Annotated in this window: 15 protein-coding genes and 1 pseudogene; 7 read left to right on the top strand and 9 right to left on the bottom strand. The window is 72.1% G+C overall.

Annotated elements, in window-relative coordinates; translation table 11 throughout:
- Window positions 1–26: 26 nt before the first annotated feature.
- Window positions 27–989, bottom strand: a complete 963-nt coding sequence (locus ACQP0U_RS29370) for a complex I subunit 1/NuoH family protein (RefSeq protein WP_433313303.1) — start codon at window positions 987–989, stop codon at window positions 27–29.
- Window positions 990–1,275: 286 nt separating this feature from the next.
- Window positions 1,276–1,872 (bottom strand): annotated as a pseudogene (locus ACQP0U_RS29375) (NADH-quinone oxidoreductase subunit C); the annotation flags it as partial.
- 105 nt (window positions 1,873–1,977) lie between these two features.
- Between ACQP0U_RS29375 and ACQP0U_RS29380 the strand changes: the two are divergent.
- The gene (locus ACQP0U_RS29380) at window positions 1,978–3,024 is read left to right on the top strand and encodes a glucose 1-dehydrogenase (RefSeq protein WP_433313306.1); all 1,047 of its coding nucleotides are present in this window, start codon (window positions 1,978–1,980) and stop codon (window positions 3,022–3,024) included.
- A gap of 21 nt (window positions 3,025–3,045) precedes the next feature.
- Here ACQP0U_RS29380 and ACQP0U_RS29385 read toward each other — a convergent pair whose 3' ends face one another.
- Window positions 3,046–4,362 (bottom strand): DUF2252 domain-containing protein, encoded by a 1,317-nt coding sequence (locus ACQP0U_RS29385; RefSeq protein ID WP_433313309.1) that lies wholly within the window; start codon window positions 4,360–4,362, stop codon window positions 3,046–3,048.
- Between the two features lie 36 nt (window positions 4,363–4,398).
- Window positions 4,399–4,980 carry an NADH-quinone oxidoreductase subunit B gene (locus ACQP0U_RS29390; protein WP_196929437.1) on the bottom strand — a complete coding sequence of 194 codons (582 nt, stop codon included), beginning with the start codon at window positions 4,978–4,980 and terminating at the stop codon, window positions 4,399–4,401.
- Between the two features lie 219 nt (window positions 4,981–5,199).
- Here ACQP0U_RS29390 and ACQP0U_RS29395 point away from each other — a divergent pair, with 219 nt between their 5' ends.
- Complete coding sequence (locus tag ACQP0U_RS29395; RefSeq protein WP_433313312.1) at window positions 5,200–5,736, top strand: RNA polymerase sigma factor; 537 nt, start codon at window positions 5,200–5,202, stop codon at window positions 5,734–5,736.
- On the top strand, window positions 5,729–6,928 hold the full coding sequence (locus tag ACQP0U_RS29400; RefSeq protein ID WP_433313315.1) for a hypothetical protein: 1,200 nt from the start codon (window positions 5,729–5,731) through the stop codon (window positions 6,926–6,928). Before ACQP0U_RS29395 ends, ACQP0U_RS29400 begins: the two co-directional genes overlap by 8 nt.
- A gap of 61 nt (window positions 6,929–6,989) precedes the next feature.
- Here the strand turns inward: ACQP0U_RS29400 and ACQP0U_RS29405 are convergent, their stop codons facing one another.
- Both ACQP0U_RS29405 and ACQP0U_RS29410 read right to left on the bottom strand, forming a co-directional pair.
- Window positions 6,990–8,489, bottom strand: coding sequence for a pyridoxal phosphate-dependent decarboxylase family protein (locus ACQP0U_RS29405; protein ID WP_433313318.1), 1,500 nt, complete (start codon window positions 8,487–8,489; stop codon window positions 6,990–6,992).
- On the bottom strand, window positions 8,486–9,901 hold the full coding sequence (locus tag ACQP0U_RS29410; RefSeq protein WP_433313321.1) for an MFS transporter: 1,416 nt from the start codon (window positions 9,899–9,901) through the stop codon (window positions 8,486–8,488). The genes ACQP0U_RS29405 and ACQP0U_RS29410 overlap by 4 nt, the downstream gene beginning before the upstream one ends.
- A 169-nt stretch (window positions 9,902–10,070) precedes the next feature.
- On the opposite strand from ACQP0U_RS29410, the gene ACQP0U_RS29415 reads away from it, so the two are divergent.
- Entirely contained in the window at window positions 10,071–10,634 is a 564-nt protein-coding gene (locus ACQP0U_RS29415) for a SigE family RNA polymerase sigma factor (protein WP_433313323.1), read from the top strand.
- Window positions 10,627–11,844: a hypothetical protein gene (locus ACQP0U_RS29420; RefSeq protein WP_433313326.1), complete on the top strand. Its 1,218-nt coding sequence runs from the start codon at window positions 10,627–10,629 to the stop codon at window positions 11,842–11,844. Before ACQP0U_RS29415 ends, ACQP0U_RS29420 begins: the two co-directional genes overlap by 8 nt.
- Before the next feature lie 96 nt (window positions 11,845–11,940).
- On the opposite strand, the gene ACQP0U_RS29425 is transcribed toward ACQP0U_RS29420, so the two are convergent.
- Entirely contained in the window at window positions 11,941–12,255 is a 315-nt protein-coding gene (locus ACQP0U_RS29425) for an MGMT family protein (RefSeq protein ID WP_433313328.1), read from the bottom strand.
- A gap of 13 nt (window positions 12,256–12,268) precedes the next feature.
- Between ACQP0U_RS29425 and proB the strand changes: the two genes are divergently transcribed.
- Together proB and ACQP0U_RS29435 are read left to right on the top strand one after the other, a co-directional pair.
- Window positions 12,269–13,426: a glutamate 5-kinase gene (gene proB, locus ACQP0U_RS29430; protein WP_433313331.1), complete on the top strand. Its 1,158-nt coding sequence runs from the start codon at window positions 12,269–12,271 to the stop codon at window positions 13,424–13,426.
- 40 nt (window positions 13,427–13,466) lie between these two features.
- Window positions 13,467–14,708, top strand: a complete 1,242-nt coding sequence (locus tag ACQP0U_RS29435) for a glutamate-5-semialdehyde dehydrogenase (RefSeq protein ID WP_433313334.1) — start codon at window positions 13,467–13,469, stop codon at window positions 14,706–14,708.
- A gap of 24 nt (window positions 14,709–14,732) precedes the next feature.
- Here the strand turns inward: ACQP0U_RS29435 and ACQP0U_RS29440 are convergent, their stop codons facing one another.
- Window positions 14,733–15,611, bottom strand: coding sequence for a prenyltransferase/squalene oxidase repeat-containing protein (locus ACQP0U_RS29440; RefSeq protein ID WP_433321259.1), 879 nt, complete (start codon window positions 15,609–15,611; stop codon window positions 14,733–14,735).
- Window positions 15,612–15,775: 164 nt separating this feature from the next.
- Window positions 15,776–16,957 (bottom strand): adenylyltransferase/sulfurtransferase MoeZ, encoded by a 1,182-nt coding sequence (moeZ, locus tag ACQP0U_RS29445; RefSeq protein ID WP_433313336.1) that lies wholly within the window; start codon window positions 16,955–16,957, stop codon window positions 15,776–15,778.
- Between the last annotated feature and the right edge of the window lie 46 nt (window positions 16,958–17,003).

A 17,003-nucleotide genomic window follows, 5' to 3' on the forward strand; every position in this document is an offset into this window, starting at 1 on the left:
CTCACCCCCTGGTGCGGGGATTGGGGCTACAGGGCCAGGCGGACCGCTGTGGTCAGGACCAGTTGGGCCAGGGACGCGGGGACCAGGACCAGCCAGCAGAGGCGCTGGAGCTGGTCCTCGCGCAGCCGGGGGTAGGACACCCGGAGCCAGATGATCACGAAGGACACCGCGAAGATCTTGAGCAGCGTCCAGAGCCAGCCCAACTGGTCGTCGGCGAACGGGCCCTGCCAGCCGCCCAGGAACAGCACAGTGGTCAGCGCGGCGATCACCACGATGCCGACGTACTCGGCGAGCAGGAAGAACGCGAACCGCAGACCCGTGTATTCGGTCATGTAACCGAAGACCAGCTCCGAGTCGGCCACCGGCATGTCGAACGGTGGCCGACGGATCTCGGCCAGCCCGGCGACGAAGAAGATGATCATTGCGGGCGCCTGCCAGAGCAGCCACCACGGCTGCCACGCCTCGACGATGCCGGACAGGCTGAGCGTCCCGGCCGCCATCGCCACCGAGGCGGCGGCCAGCACCAGCGGCAGCTCGTAACCGAGCAACTGTGCCGCCCCGCGCAGCCCACCCAGCAGGCTGTACTTGTTCGCCGACGCCCACGCCGACATCAGCACCGCCACCACCCCGACGCCGACCACCGCCAGCACGAAGAAGAGGCCGATGTCCAACGGTTGCCCGACCAGGTCGTTCGGGCCGAGCGGAATGACCAGCAGCACCAGCAGGTAGGGCACCAGGGCCACCGCCGGCGCCAACCGGAACACCGCCCGGTCCGCCTCGCGCGGCGTGATGTCCTCCTTCTGCACGAACTTGACCCCGTCGGCCACGAGCTGCGCCCAACCGTGGAAGCCGCCCGCGTACATCGGGCCGAGCCGGCCCTGCATGTGCGCCATCACCTTGTGCTCGGCCTGGCCGACGAGCAACGGCAGGGTGAGGAACGCGACCACCACGCCGCCGATCCGGAGCACCAGCTCCACCCAGAGCGGCATCAGGCCGTACCCCCGTCGTGGTCGCCCCTGTTGTCGCGGCCCGGCGGGTCCGCGATCGGCTCGACGCCCGGTGCCGCCGGGCCTGCGCCCGGCCTGTCAGGTGCGGCCGAGCCGGGCGCGGGCTCGGTGGCCGGGCCCGCGTCGGGCGCGGGCTGGTCGGCGGGGGCCGGGGCGTCGGCGGCGCCGGCAGGCCGGGGTGTACGCGCCGGACGGGCCTCCGGGGCGGGCCGCGCCGGGCGCTCACGGGCCGGTCTGGCCGGGGTGCCGCCCCGCGGGCCCTCCCCACACCACCGGCGCCAGCCGGGGTGGGCGTGGGCCCCCATTCGCCCGGGGCGGGAACGCCCGGCGGGCGGATCGGTCGACGCCCGCCGCCGGCCTCGGACTCGCCCGGCTCCTTCGCACCCGGCCAGGGCTTGGCCACCCGGGACGCGAGCACGAACTCCTTACGCAACGGGTGGCCCTCGAACTCCGGGGGCAGCAGCAGCGGCAGCAGCTCCCCGTGGCCGGCGAAGTCGATGCCGAACATCTCGTGCGTCTCCCGCTCGTGCCAGGAGGCACCCGGATAGACGTCGACCACCGAGGCGACAGTGGGCGCGCCGCGCGGCAACCGGGTACGCAGCAGCAGGCCGTGGCGCAGTCGCGTCGACCAGAGGTGCGCCACCACGTCGAAGCCGTCGGCCAACTCGTCGACAGCGGAGAGCCAGTCGAAGAAGTCGCAGGCCAACTCGGTGTCGTCACGGGCGGCGGAGACCGCGGTGAGCCAACTCGCGGGCGGCACGTCGATTGTGGCCCGGGCGAACCGTTGCCCGCCGGAGACCGACGGGGTCGCCTCGACCGGCGCGAGCAGCGCGACCAGTCGAGCGCCGACCTCTTCGGGAGTCATGCCGCTGATCCTAGTGCCGGCCGGGCCCGCACCTGGCGGCCGCCGATGCTCGGCGATCTGCCGGCTTTGGGCGCGGCGCAGGTCTCGGCGGGGAAAGATGAGGGCGTGCGCGCTGTGACGGTGAGACCTGGGGTCGCCAACTCGCTGAGCCTCGTCGAGGATCAGCCGGAGCCGGCGGCCGAGGAGGGGTCTGTCCTGGTCGAGGCGCTGGCGGTGGGGATCTGCGGCACCGACCACGAGATCATCGCCGGGGAGTACGGCGAGGCGCCACCAGGTGCGGATCGCCTGGTCATCGGGCACGAGTCGCTGGGCCGGGTGATCGAGGATTCGAGCGGCACCCTGCAACCAGGTGACCTGGTGGCCGGGATCGTCAGGTACCCCGACCCGGTGCCCTGCCCGAACTGCGCGGTCGGCGAGTGGGACATGTGCCGTAACGGTCAGTACACCGAACACGGCATCAAGGCGCTGGCCGGGTTCGCCCGGGACCGCTGGCGGGTCGAGCCGCGGTTCGCGGTCGGGCTCGATCCAGCGCTGGCCCAGGTCGGCGTGCTGCTGGAGCCGACGAGTGTGGTGGCGAAGGCCTGGGACCACATCGAGCGGATCGGGCACCGGGCCGAGTGGCAGCCACAGACCGTCCTGGTGACCGGGGCCGGGCCGATCGGGCTGCTGGCCGCGTTGCTCGGCACCCAGCGCGGGCTCACCGTCCACGTGCTGGACCGGAACACCGAGGGGCCGAAGCCGGAGCTGGTCGCCGGGCTCGGTGCCACCTACCACACGGTGCCGGTCAACGACCTGCCCTTCGAGCCGGACGTGGTGATCGAGTGCACCGGCGCTCCCACCGTGGTCCTCGACGTCATGTGCAAGGCGGCCCCGACCGGGATCGTCTGCCTGGCCGGGGTGTCCAGCGGTGGCCGGAGCATCGACTTCGACGCCGGGGCGCTCAACCGGGCGCTGGTGCTGGAGAACAACGTGGTGTTCGGCTCGGTGAACGCCAACCGGCGGCACTGGAACATGGCGGCGCAGGCACTCGCCCGCGCCGACCAGGTCTGGCTCGAGTCGCTGATCACCCGGCGGGTGCCGGTTAACCGGTACGCCGACGCGTACACCCCCGGGCCGGACGACATCAAGGTGGTGCTGGAGTTCGCGTCCTGAGCGACGCGACGCCGCGCCCGATCAGATGCCCGGCAGTCGACCGTTGCGGAACAGGTCGACGAAGAGCTGATGGTCCTGGCGGGCACGCACCCCGTACGCGTGCGCGAAGTCCACCAGGTGGGCCACGAAACCAGCCGCGTCGGTGTCCACCACCGCGACGATCGCCTCCTCGGTGGAGTAGTCCACCAGGTCGTGACTGGATTCGTCGTCGGCGACCGAGTGCATCCGGGCCACCGCACGGCCGAGGTCGATGAGGACCCCGGTCAGCTCCTCCGGCTCGTTCACGTCCGACCAGTCCAGGTCGGCGGCGTACGGGGAGACCTCGGCGACGAGCTGACCGGCCCCGTTCAGCTCGGTGAAGCCCAGCCACGGGTCGGCGTGCGCCTGCAACGCCCGCTGCGACTCGGCGGTCCGGTGCCCCTGGTGCTGGAAGTAGCCGCGGACCGACTCGTCGGTGACGTACCGCGCCACGGCCGGCACCTGCGCCTGCTTCATGTAGATGACGACGTCGTTCTCCAGCGCCTGGGTGTGCCCCTCCAGCAGCAGGTTGTACGACGGCAGCCCGGCCGAGCCGATGCCCACCCCCTTGCGCAGCACCACGTCCTTGATCCGCGCCGCCACCGGGCGGAGCTTCATCGAGGCGGTCGGCAGGGTGCCCAGGTAGTCCTGGAAGGCGGCGCTGACAGTGGCCCGGGTGGCGTCGTCGATCTCGAAGACCCCGTCGCCGATGGAGAAGCGCCGCTCGTAGTTGTCGATGGTGGTCTGCGCGGCGAGCAGGTCGACGCGGGTGTTGAGCCGGGCCCGCTGGAGCACCCGGCGCAGCACCCCGTCGGCGTTGTCCAGGGTGATCGAACCGATCGCGTCGTCACCGCCGGCGGCGATGGCCCGCAGCTCGGTCAGGTACGACCTGGCGAACCCGGCCACCAGTTCCCCGATCGCCGTGTCGGAGAGCGCCTTGCCGTAGCCGAGCAGCGCCACGCTGGCCGCGAGCCGGCGCAGGTCCCAGGTGAACGGCCCGACGTACGCCTCGTCGAAGTCGTTGACGTTGAACACCAACTGCCCGGAGGCGTTCATGTAGGTGCCGAAGTTCTCCGCGTGCAGGTCGCCGTGAATCCACACCCGGCTGGTCTGCTCGTTCAGGAACCGGTCGTCGGCGAAGTCGCCGAGCTGGTCGGCGTAGAACAGCGCCGCGCTGCCCCGGTAGAAGGCGAACGGCGAAGCCGCCATCTTGCGGAACTTGCGCCGGAAGGCGGCCGGGTCGATCGCCATCGACGCGCCGAACTCCTCGGTGAGCACGTCGACGATGTGGGCGGAGCGCTGGTCCGCTGAGCTGCTCATAGTGCGCAGGTTAGTGCGGCCGGTCCACAACGGCGATCAGTTCGCGGCGGGTGGGCGTACCGGCGGCGCGGTGAGCGAGTCGACCGAGCGTGGGGCGGCGGCCTCGCGGGGCGGAGCGTCCAGTGGCGCGGCCAGCACGTCCCGTTGCGGCACACCGCCGATGCCGGACTGCTCGGCGGCGATCTTCTCCTGTAGGCGCAGGATGCCGTGCAGCAGCGCCTCCGGACGGGGCGGGCAGCCGGGCACGTACACGTCGACCGGGATGAGCTGGTCGACGCCCTTGGTCACCGAGTACGAATCCCAGTAGGGGCCGCCGCAGTTGGAGCAGGCGCCGAACGAGATGACGTACTTCGGCTCGGGCATCTGGTCGTAGAGCCGCTTGATCGCCGGGGCCATCTTGTCGGTCACCGTGCCGGAGACCACCATCAGGTCGGCCTGGCGAGGGCCGTGGGCGAACGGGATCACGCCGAGTCGGATGAAGTCGTGCCGACCCATGCTGGTGGCGATGAACTCGATGGCACAGCAGGCCAGACCGAAGTTGAACACCCAGAGCGAGTAGCGGCGCCCCCAGTTCAGCACGAACCGGATCGGCTCGCCGAGCACTGCCGGTAGCTGCACGAGCGCCCCCTCTCCTCCTCGACAGTGAATCACAGCCGGTGTCCGTACGGTCCGGCGGTGAGCGGCCTGAGCGCCCCACCAGTTGTCCCCGAGCCGACAGAATTCGGCGGCGATCGACGCGCAACCTGGCGCCGCGCTCGCTTGTGTGACCGGTGCTGGCGAACACACCGCCCGCAGTCGCCACGGGGAGGACGAGTGCTTGTGACACGAGAAGTGCGGGTGGGTGGACGCCCGCCGGACCCGCCGGGTACCGCAACCTCGGCCTCCGCCGAGCTGGTCTTCGACGACTTTTACCACGCCCACTTCCGCGGGCTGGTGGTGCAGTTGACCGCGTACACGGGTGACCGCGGGCAGGCGCAGGACCTGGTTCAGGAGGCGTTCTGTCGGGCGTACGCCCGCTGGGACCGGCTCGCCGGATACGAGGACCCGCTGGCCTGGGTCCGTCGGGTCGCCTGGAACCTCGGCCACAACCGCTGGCGGCGGCTGCGGACCGCCCAGCAGTGGCTGCTGAGGCAACGGGAGACACACGTCGCGGAGCCGAGCCCTGACCGGGTCGCCCTCGACGCCGCGTTGGCGAAGTTGCCGCCGAAGCAGCGGCGGGCCGTCGTCCTGCACTACCTCGCTGACCTGACGATCGCCGAGATCGCCGCTCAGGAAGAGGTCGCCGAAGGGACTGTCAAGTCCTGGCTGCACCGGGGCCGGACCGCACTCGCCACACACCTGCGCGACACCAAAGAGGAGGTGCGGGATGTCTGAGCAGGAGATTCTTGACCTCGCCGAAGAGTTCGCCCGATACCGCCGTACCGCGCTGGCGGAGGTCGAGGCGCCGGGACCTGCCGCCGTTCGGCGGACCGTTCGAGGCCGCGGCCGACGCCGGCTGGCTGCCACCGCCACGACGGCGCTCGCCCTGTTCGGCGGGTCGGCCGTCGGTTACGCGGCGATGAGCGGCCCGGACCACCGGCCCGGTCCGGTCGAGCCGACGCCGAGCGTGTCGGCGTCGCCGACGCTGCCGCCGAGCACAACCCCCAGCCCTGCCGTGACCAGCACCAGCCCGACCACGTCAGTGCCGGACGGCCGGTTCAGTCGGGCCCAGCTGCTGGGGGCATCGGTGACCCTGCCTGCCTGGCGGGCCGGACGAGGCTGCCCGACGTCGCAGACGCGGCTCACCGCCGATGCCCGGGAGGGCGAGAACTGGCTCCTGGCGCTCGACCACGGCGACGTCGACGGGGACGGCGCGGTGGAGACGGTGGCGCTTGTGCAGTGCGTGCTCGGCACCGGCGGGCCGATGCAGGTGGTCGCCTTCGACCGCGACAAGGAAGGGAAGGTGAGCACGCTCGGCCGGGTGGTCGCGACCACCATCGACAAGCCGCAGTGGCTGTTCGCGCTGGATGTCGTGAGCGACGGCACGGTCCGCGTACAGGTCGGTGACATCGCTCCCGGGGGCGGCTGGCCCGCCGAGTGGTCACAGCGGCAGTGGCGGGGCTACCGCTGGAAGGGCGAGGCCTTCGCGCAGGTCTCCGGGCCGACGAGCTTCGGTCAGAACCCACATTCGGCGGATATCTCGGTGACCGCCACCGATCTCGTGCTGACCACTGCCGACGATGGCTCCCGAACGGGCACGGCCACGGTGCGGATCCGCAACCGGGGCACGGGACCGGTCGCCCACGTGGACCTACGGCTGGGCCTGCCCGCCGACGTGCGCCCGGACGTCGACGGGTGGGGCCCGTGTTCGGGCGAGCCCCAGAACTCCAAAAATCCGCTGACCTGCACCCTGGGTCGGCTGGCGGCGGGGGCGGAGATACGGCTGGACCTGAGCTTCCGGTTGGCCGAGGGGATCGCACTGGGCACCGGGAAGGCTGACGTGGATGTCCGGCCGATGGACAGCGGGTTCGACTACCTGTTGGACATCAACGACGCCGACAACCAGGTGAAGATGACCTACCGCTGACGACCCGGGCCGCCGGCCGCGTCGTACGCCACGGGGGCGTACGAAGCGGCCGGCGCTCCCGTCACCAGGTGGGGCGCTGAAGCAGGCTGACGAACTCCACGAGCAACCGCTCGCGCAGCGCCGATGGCGCGGCGTCGAGCAGCGTGTTCACCAGCGCCATCCGCTCCGGCAGTGGCCCCGCGTCCGAGCCCGGCTCGCCGCCCAGACCGAGCCCGGCGGCCAGGCCGACGACCAGGTCCGGGGTCAGCGCCTCGGGGGTCAGGGCACCGACCAGGGCTGCCAACTCCGCGGGCAGCCGCACCGGGCCGGCGGCCCTGGCCGCGGCCACCGCCTCGGCCAGGTCCGGCCCGAACTCCGCGACCCGGGGCGCGACCGCGGCGGTCACCGTGAGGTGCACGCTGGCGGGCAGACCGGCGTACGAGAGCTGAGGTTGGGTGTGCCAGCCCCGCGCGGTCAGCTCGTCGACCAGGACGAACAGGTCGGGGCCGGAGTCGGTGGCGGTGAAGCAGACAACTGTCGACTCCGGCTCGGTCATCAGCCGCAGCCCGTCGACGGCACGGACCGCGTCGGCCAGGCCGGCTACCGCGTCCCGGGTGACGGCGGCCAGCCGCAGGTAACCGTCATCACCGAGGTGCCGCACTGTGGCGTACGCGGCGGCGATCGGCCCGCCCGAGCGGGTGGACGCGATCACCGGGTTGATCATCGTGTAGCCGGGCCAGTCGGCGTACGCGAAGTACTGCGGGGCACGCAGAGTGCCGTCGCGGTGCAGCAGCACCGACACCCCCTTCGGCGCGTACGCGTACTTGTGCAGGTCGACCGAGATGGAGGTGACCCCGGGCACCGCGAAGTCGAACGCCGGCACCGGCTCCCCGAGACGCCGCAGGTACGGCAGGGTCCAGCCGCCGAAGCAGGCGTCCACGTGGCAGCGCACCCCGGCCTCGGCGGCGGCGGCCGCGATCTCCGCGACCGGGTCCACCACGCCGTGCGCGTACGACGGCGCGGAGCAGGCGACAAGCACCGTCTCCGGGCGGATCGCGGCGGCCATCGCGGCCGGGTCGGGACGCAGCGTCTCCGGGGAGACCGGCACGACGTCCAGCGCCACCCGCAGGTAGTGCGCCGCTTTGGCGAATGCCGCGTGCGCGCTCGACGGCACCACGATCCGGGGTGCGGAGATCTCCGGGTGGGCGTCCCGGGCCGTCTTGACGGCGAGGATCAGCGACTCGGTGCCGCCGCTGGTGACGCTGCCGACGACGTCCGGGGCGGTGGTGCCCGGGCCGGCGCCGAGCACCCGGCCGGCGGCGCCGACGAGCGCGTTCTCCATGGCCAGCAGGGACGGGAAGGCGGTCGGGTCCAACCCGTTGACGTGCGCGCTCTCCCGGTGGGCGGCGGCGGCCAGCTCGTCCAGCCCCGGCACCGCCGGGTCGTAGACGTACGCGAACAGCCGTCCCCCGTGGGTGGGCCGGTCCGCGCCCCGCAACCGGCGAACCTCTTCAAGAACCCGTTCCGCAGGAACCCCGGTGGCGGAGAGCGCCCCGGCCTCAACCCTGTTCTCGTCGATCATGGAGTTACGGTGCCCTTCTCGTGACTGTCAACGGCTCTCGTCCCCAACAGAACTCCGTTGTCGACCAGGTCGCTGTGGGCGGTGAGGGTGTACTGGCGGAGCAGGAGGATCGGAGGGGCGATCAGCAGGGCCGGGATCAGCGTGAAGCCGAGGAGGACGCCCAGTCTCGCCGTGTCGGACTGGGCCGCCGCCGAGCCGGTGTCGGAGGACACGTAGCCGGAGAGCTGGAGCACCAGTCCGTAGATACCCGGCCCGAGCGCCAGGCCGAAGGTCTCTCCGGCCGTCCACAGCCCGGTGAAGACACCCGCCTGCCGTCGACCGGTACGCGCCGTCTCGTGCGCGATGCAGTCCGGCAACATCGCCAGCGCGAAGACCTGCTGTCCGGCGTACCCCACGCCGAGCAGCGCGACCACGAGGTAGACGGCGACCGGCGGCAGCACCGGCGCGGCGACCAGGGCGAACGCACCGACGGCGAGGATCAGCGAGGCGACGACCAGCGCGGTCCGCTTGCCCAGCCGGGCACCGACCCGGCTCCAGATCGGCATCACCAGCAGCGCCGGCCCGACGAAGCAGACGAAGAGCAGGGTCGGCCCGCTCTTGTCGTCGCGCAGGATCTGCCCCGCGAAGTAGTTGACCCCGGCCAGGATCGTCGCCACCCCGGCGGACTGCACCACGAAGCAGATCAGCAGCGCCCGGAACGGGCGGTTGGCGCCGGCCACGGCGAGCTGGGCGCGCAGGGTCGGCTCGCTCTCGCCCACCGTGCCGGTCGGCGCGGACCGGGTGCCCAGGAACGCGCCGAGGGCGCCGAGGGCGATCAGCACCGCCACGAACAGACCCATCCAGCGGTGCCCGGCCACGCCGTCACCACCGGCGCTCACCACCAGCGGCGCGACCGCACCGGAGACCAGGATGGCCAGCGCCAGCACCGCGATGCGCCAGGTCATCAGCCGGGTGCGCTCGGCGTAGTCGCCGGTCAGCTCCGCCGGCATCGCCACGTACGGCACCTGGAAGAAGGCGAACGCGGTGGCGGTGGCGAGGAAGGCGAACGCCACGTACGCGGCGGCGCCCGTGCCGTTACCGAAGGGCGCGGCGAAGATCGCAGCGAACAGGACGGCGAGCGCGAGGCCGGCGACGAGCAGGTACGGCCGGCGGGCACCCCATCGCGACCGGGTGCGGTCGGAGATCCGCCCGGCGACCGGGTTGACCAGCACGTCCCAGGCCTTGGGCAGCAACACCAGCAGGGCGGCCAGCCCGGCGGCCACGCCCAGGGTGTCGGTCAGGTACGGCAGCAGCAGCAGACCGGGCACGGTGCCGAACGCTCCGGTCGCCAGTGAACCGAGCGCGTAGCCGGCGTGCACCGATCGGGGCAGCGAGCCGGTGGCTGACGAGCCGGCGGCCGGCGGCGTTTTCATGGGCCCGAATGTTACTCACGTTATGTCGGAGGCTGACCAACCTGCCGGCCCTGCTACGCACAGCCGAACAGTCAGGTTGACGGCAGAGCAGACCCGCAACCGCCGTCACTGTGTCGGAGTGTTACCGGTGCCCAGGGCAGACCAGCCTGGCGGTGACGGGGGAGGGGCAGTGACAGCAACGATGGGAGCCCGCGCCAATGAGCCACCGGCGGCACGGACGGCGAATGAGGTGGTCGCGGCGACGATCACCTTCGATGACTTCTACCACGCGCATTTCGGCAGCGTGACCGCCCAACTGTGCGCGTACACCGGGGATCTGGGGCATGCGCAGGACCTGGCCCAGGAGGCGTTCTACCGGGCGCTGGCCCGCTGGGACCGCCTGGTCCGGTACGACGACCCGGTGGCGTGGGTCCGGCGGGTCGCCTGGAACCTGGCCCGGAGCCGCTGGCGACGCTTGCGTACCGCCCGCAACCATCTGCTGCGGCAACGACGCGCCGAGGCGGAGGTAGCCGGTCCGACCCCCGACCGGGTGGCGATCGACGCGGCGCTGGCGCAGTTGCCCGCCAACCATCGCCGAGCGGTCATCCTGCACTACCTGGCCGACCTCTCCGTCAGTCAGATCGCCGCCCAGGAAGGGGTGGCCGAGGGCACCGTGAAGTCATGGTTGCACCGGGGCCGGACGGCCCTGGCCGGGCTGCTCGACGAGAACACCGAGGGGGTGTGCGATGTCTGACCTCGACCCGCGACTGCGCGAACGGCTCACCGCGTACCGCAATGACGTGGTCACCCAGGTCGCCGGCCCCGGCCCCGACCAGGCCCGACACGTCCTGCGCCGACGCCGACGGATGACGGCGGTGGCAGTGGCCGCCGCGGCTGTCGTTCTGGTGGTGGCCCCCGTCGTCGCCAACGCCGCACTGCGCGGTGACCAGAACAGGCCGGTGCCGGCGGAGTCCGTCGAACCAACGGCTCCGTCGACCTCGGCACCACCGACGCCACCACCGACCGGATCGCCGACACCGACGCCGAGCGCCAACGCCCCGGCCGCCCCGGACGGCCGAATCAGTCGGGCCCAACTGCTCGCCGCCCGGATCGACCTGCCGAACTGGCCGTCGGGCATGTCGGCGGGCGGCTGCACCACCTCGGACGTGCGGCTGCAGACCGACACGACGGACACCTACGTGTCGATGCTGACCGATGACGCGTTCGAGCACGGTGACGTCGACGGTGACGAGGCCGCAGAGACCATCGCCATCGTCGCCTGCCGGTACGGCGAGGCGTCGGCGAAGCAGGTGGTGGCCTTCGACCGGGACCTGGACGGTCGGATCGTGACGGTCGGCAGGGTGGTCCGGACCGGCGACGGGTTCGACGACATTCGCGCTGTGGACATCAACCGGAACGGGTCGGTCGAGGTGCGGGTGGCCGACATCGTGCCGTGCTGCGGCACCCCCGCCTACCTGCAGCGGGAACAGGTACGCACGTACCGGTGGGACGGGCAGCGGTTCAGCCAGACGGACGGCCCTACGACCTTCGGCAAGGACCCGCGGCTCACCGACCTACGGATGACCATGACCCACAAGCTCGTCGACGTCCCTGGAGCGGACACCCGACGCAAGCTCACATTGGTCTTCACGGTCACCAACGCCGGGCCAGTCGACGCGGCCCAGGTCGCGTTCCACTCCATCGAGGGCGGCGAGCGGGCCGGCGGAGACTGGTCCCGGTGCGACCCGGAACCCGGGCCATCTGCCGATCACCCGTCGTGCCTGCTGCCCGGGGTGCCGGTCGGTGAATCGCGCCGCTACACGTTCGTCCAGTTGGTGCCGGGCAAACCGGGACCCGACGCCATCACCCCTCGATTCCGCGTCTTTCACTGCGACGCGCAGGACCGCTCGTGGCCCGACCTGAAACGGAACGACAACGAGGTGCCGTCCCCGCTGCGATTCTGAACGACGCCGCGCGGTGCCCCGCCCCGTCCCCTGCCGGGGCGGGGCACCGTCGGTGGATGACGAGTCCGGGCCGCCCCAGGTCGCGTACGCCGGCAGTCACATCCCCTCGTCCGGCGACCAGCCCGCCGCCGCGATGTCCACGCCCTCGCCGCGCAGGGGCACCCCCTCGGAGCGCAGTCGGGCCCGCGCCTCCCGTTCGTGCCCCGGCGGCAGTCGACCACTCGCCGTCACCACCCGGTGCCAGGGCACCGAGCCTCCGTGCCGGGCCATGATGTTGCCGACCAACCGGGCCGAGGCACGCCCCGAGCGCTCGGACAAGGCGTCGGCCACCCCGCCGTACGACATGACCCGGCCCTCCGGGATCCGCTCGACCAGGTCGAGCACCGCCTCGACGTACTCGTCAGGAGTCACAATCCGCCACCATATGGGAACGCGGCCGGGCGGTGCGGCCGTGACCACGCAGAATGGTCCGGTGCGCGACGCAGTCACGACCGCCCGGCGGGTCGTCGTCAAGATCGGATCATCCTCGTTGACCACCGCCACCGGCGGGTTGGCCGACGAGCGCGTCGACACGCTCGTCGACACCCTCGGTCGGCTCACCGCCGAAGGGCGCGAGGTGGTGCTGGTGTCCTCCGGCGCCATCGCCGCCGGGCTCGCCCCACTCGGGCTGTCCCGACGCCCGCGCGACCTGGCCACCCAGCAGGCCGCCGCCAGCGTCGGGCAGGGGCTGCTGATCGGCAGGTACGCGGCCAGCTTCGCCCGACACGGTCGCACCGTCGGGCAGGTGCTGCTCACCGTCGACGACGTGACCCGGCGGGCGCACTACCGCAACGCGTACCGGACGTTGCGCAAGCTGCTCGACCTGCGGGCGGTGCCGATCGTCAACGAGAACGACACGGTGGCCACCCAGGAGATCCGGTTCGGCGACAACGACCGGCTGGCCGCCCTGGTGGCCGCGCTGGTGCACGCCGACCTGCTGGTGCTCCTCTCCGACGTGGACGCGCTCTGGACCGGCGACCCCACCAACCCGCACTCGACCCGGATCGCCGAGGTTCGCGACGACACGGACCTCGCCGGCATCACCATCGGCGGGGCCGGCCGGTCCGGCGTCGGCACCGGCGGCATGGTGACCAAGGTCGAGGCCGCCCGGATCGCCACCGGCTTCGGCATCCCCGTGGTGCTCACCGCCGCCGACCTGGCCACGCAGGCGCTGGCCGGCGAACCGGTCGGCACGCTCTTCCACCCGCAGCGGCAACGCCCGACGGCCCGGCTGTTCTGGCTGGCCCACGCCACCTCACCCCGGGGCCGGCTGCACCTCGACCCGGGCGCGGTCGCCGCCGTCGTCGGGCGGCGCAAGTCGCTGCTCCCGGCCGGCATCACCGCCGTGGACGGCACGTTCACGGCCGGCGACCCGGTGGACCTGGTGGACACCGCAGGCGCATCGGTCGCCCGAGGGCTCGTCAACTACGACGCGGTGGAGCTGCCCGGGCTGCTCGGCCGCTCCACGTCCGAACTCGCCGCGGCGCTCGGCCCGGCGTACGAACGAGAGGTCGTCCACCGCGACGACCTGGTGCTGCTGTGAACCAGGGACCTTCCCACCACCACCATCGAGGAGTGCTGGCATGAGCGTCGTTGAGCAGGCCCGACGGGCTCGGGTAGCGGCGGAGACGCTGGCCGTGGCCACGCGTACGGTCAAGGACGCCGCGCTGGTGGCGATGGCCGACGCGCTGGTGGCGCGTACCCCGGAGATCCTGACCGCGAACGAGGCGGACCTGGCGGCCGGCCGCGAGGCCGGGCTGAGCGCGGCCGTGCTGGACCGGCTCGCGCTCGACGCGGGTCGGGTGGCCGGCATCGCCGACGCGCTGCGTGAGATGGCCGCGTTGCCCGACCCGGTGGGTGAGGTGGTCCGCGGGTCCACCCTGCCCAACGGCCTGGAGCTGCGCCAGATCCGGGTGCCGTTCGGGGTGGTCGGCATCATCTACGAGGCGCGACCCAACGTGACAGTGGACGCCGCCGGGATCTGCCTCAAGTCCGGCAACGCGGCGCTGCTGCGCGGGTCGTCGTCGGCCGCGCACTCGAACGCCGCGCTGGTCGCGGTGCTGCGCGACGCGGTCGCCGGTGCCGGTCTGCCCGCCGACGCGGTGCAGTTGCTCGACGCCGGCTCCCGTGACTCGGTCAAGGAGCTGATGCGTGCCCGAGGGCTCGTCGACGTGCTCATTCCGCGCGGTGGCGCGTCGCTGATCCGCACCGTGGTCGAGGAGTCGACGGTGCCCGTGATCGAGACCGGGGTGGGCAACTGCCACGTCTACGTCGACGCCGCCGCCGACGTGGCGAAGGCCGTCGCGGTGACGCTGAACGCCAAGACGCAACGCCTGTCCACCTGCAACACGGCCGAGTCGCTGCTGGTGCACGCGGACATCGCCGACGCGTTCCTGCCGCCGGTGCTGGCCGCGTTCGCCGAGGCGGGGGTGACAGTGCACGGCTCACCCGAGGTGGCCGCCCACTCGGCCGCCGTGGTCCCGGCCACCGAGGAGGACTACGCCACCGAGTACCTGTCCGCCGATATCTCGGTGGCGGTGGTCGACTCGCTGGACGCGGCGGTCGCGCACATCCGGCGCTTCGGCACCGGGCACACCGAGGCGATCCTCACCGACTCGGCGAGCGCGGCCCGTGACTTCGTCGCCCGGGTGGACGCGGCGGCGGTGATGGTGAACGCCTCGACCCGGTTCACCGACGGTGGCGAGTTCGGCTTCGGCGCGGAGATCGGCATCTCCACCCAGAAGCTGCACGCCCGCGGCCCGATGGGCCTTCCCGAGCTGACCAGCACAAAGTACGTCGTCACGGGAGACGGACACCTGCGTTAGCCCCGCGACCGGGAGGGCAGGCGCTCAGGCGGGGCGGGCGGCTCGGATCGCTGCCAGCGTGGCGTGGACGTCGAACTGGTGGCCGTCTTCGCTCTCCCAGCCACCGTCGCTGCGCTGGGTCTCGGTCAGCCGGCGCAGAGCCCGCACCATGATCCAGTCCTGTGGGTCGACGCCGGCGCGGCGCAGCGTGGCAGCCAGCCACGCCACGTCCCCCGGGGACATCTTCGGCATCCGCTCGGCGAGCACCACCTGGATCCGCGCCGACTCCTGGAACATCTCCTGCCGGTGCAGCACTGCCGCGCTCAGCCAGCCCGCGGCGAGGAACGACGGCCAGCTACCGTCCGGGCGCAGCCGCGCGGCGAGCGAGTGGGCCGCCGCCTGCACCACGCCGGCGTACGCCCCGCCGACCCGATGGTCGAGCGGACCCGAGGCCCGGGCGTCCAGGCCGGCCACGGTGAGCCAGAAACCGGCGTTGGCCGACACGAGGAACCCCGCCTCCGGGTCGCCGGGCCGGGCCCACTCCGGCGCCGAGTCGGCGAGCGAGGCGTCCTCTTCCCAGCCGCCGTCGGCCTGCTGCCGGGACGCCAGCCAGTCCAGTGCGCGGCGGGCGGCGGGGCGGCCCAGCGCGCCGAGGTCGTCCAGCTCGGCGAGCCGGAAGCAGGTGGCGTCGATAGAGGCGATCGGGCCGCCCCAGGTGGCCGGCCAACCGCCGTCGGGTGACTGGCCGACCTCTGCCGTCTCCAGCAACTCGGCGGGCACGGGGGTGCCGTTGCGGAGCCAGGAGAGGCGGGCGCGTTCCACCGCATCCCCATGCGCCACGACGAACCCGATCGCGGCTTCCAAGTCGACCACGGCGGAGACGCTACCTGCGCAGACGCGATGCCGCCTCGGAGAATCGGCCAGCCCGGAATGGCTGCGTCGCTCCGGCCGGACGGCCGCTCGGCGTCATCTGCGTCGATTTGCCGGCGCGGCGACGTGGATCCGGCCGGCGCGGCGGAGTGCGCTGGATCCTGCCGAGCGGCCGTGCAGACCGGGGCGGCCGCGCACGGCCGCCCCGGCTCGATCGGTCAGTACGCGGGCAGCGACGGGTCGATCTGCTTGATCCAGGAGAGCACGCCGCCCTGCACGTGTACGGCGTCCTTGAATCCGGCCGCCTTGAGCGCGGCGAGTGCCTCCGCCGAGCGGACGCCGGACTTGCAGTGCAGCACGATCTGCCGGTCCTGCGGCAGCTTCGCGAGGGCCTCACCGGAGAGGATGTCGCCCTTGGGGATCAGGGTGGCGCCGGGGATCCGGACGATCTCGTACTCGGCCGGCTCCCGTACGTCGACGAGGAAGATGTCCTTGCCGGCGTCCTGCCACTCCTTGAGCTCCAGCGCGGTGATGGTCGCGTCGAGCGTCGCCTCCTGGGCCTCCTCGGAGACCGCGCCGCAGAAGTCCTCGTAGTCTTCCAGCAGGTCGGTGACCGTCGGGTTGTCGCCGCAGAGCGCGCAGTTCGGATCCTTACGGACCTTGATCTTGCGGTATTCCATCTCCAGGGCGTCGTAGACCATCAGGCGGCCGACCAGCGGCTCACCGATGCCGGTGAGCAGCTTGATCGCCTCGTTCACCTGGATCGAGCCGATCGACGCGCAGAGGACACCGAGCACGCCACCCTCGGCGCAGGAGGGGACCATGCCGGGCGGCGGCGGCTCCGGGTAGAGGCAGCGGTAGCAGGGGCCGTGTTCGGCCCAGAACACCGACGCCTGGCCGTCGAAGCGGTAGATCGAGCCCCAGACGTACGGCTTGCCGAGCAGCACCGCCGCGTCGTTGACCATGTAGCGGGTGGCGAAGTTGTCGGTGCCGTCGACGATCAGGTCGTACTGGGCGAAGATCTCGCGAACGTTCTCCCGGTCCAGCGCGGTGTTGTGGATCTCCACGTTGACCAGGGGGTTGATCTCGCGGATCGACGCGGCGGCGGACTCGGCCTTCGACCGGCCGATGTCGGAGACGCCGTGGATGATCTGGCGCTGGAGGTTGGACTCGTCGACGGTGTCGAAGTCGATGATGCCGAGCGTGCCGACCCCGGCCGCGGCGAGGTACATCAGGGCGGGCGACCCGAGGCCACCGGCGCCGACACAGAGCACGCGGGCGTTCTTCAGCCGCTTCTGGCCGGTCACCCCGACGTCGGGAATGATCAGGTGACGCGAGTAGCGGCGGATCTCGTCTACGGTCAGCTCGGCGGCGGGCTCGACGAGCGGGGGCAACGACACGGTGGACTCCCCGGGATCGGCGGTGTGAACCGCGCCATTGTTGCTC

This window comes from Micromonospora sp. CA-269861 (assembly GCF_050948505.1).
Lineage (GTDB): Bacteria > Actinomycetota > Actinomycetes > Mycobacteriales > Micromonosporaceae > Micromonospora.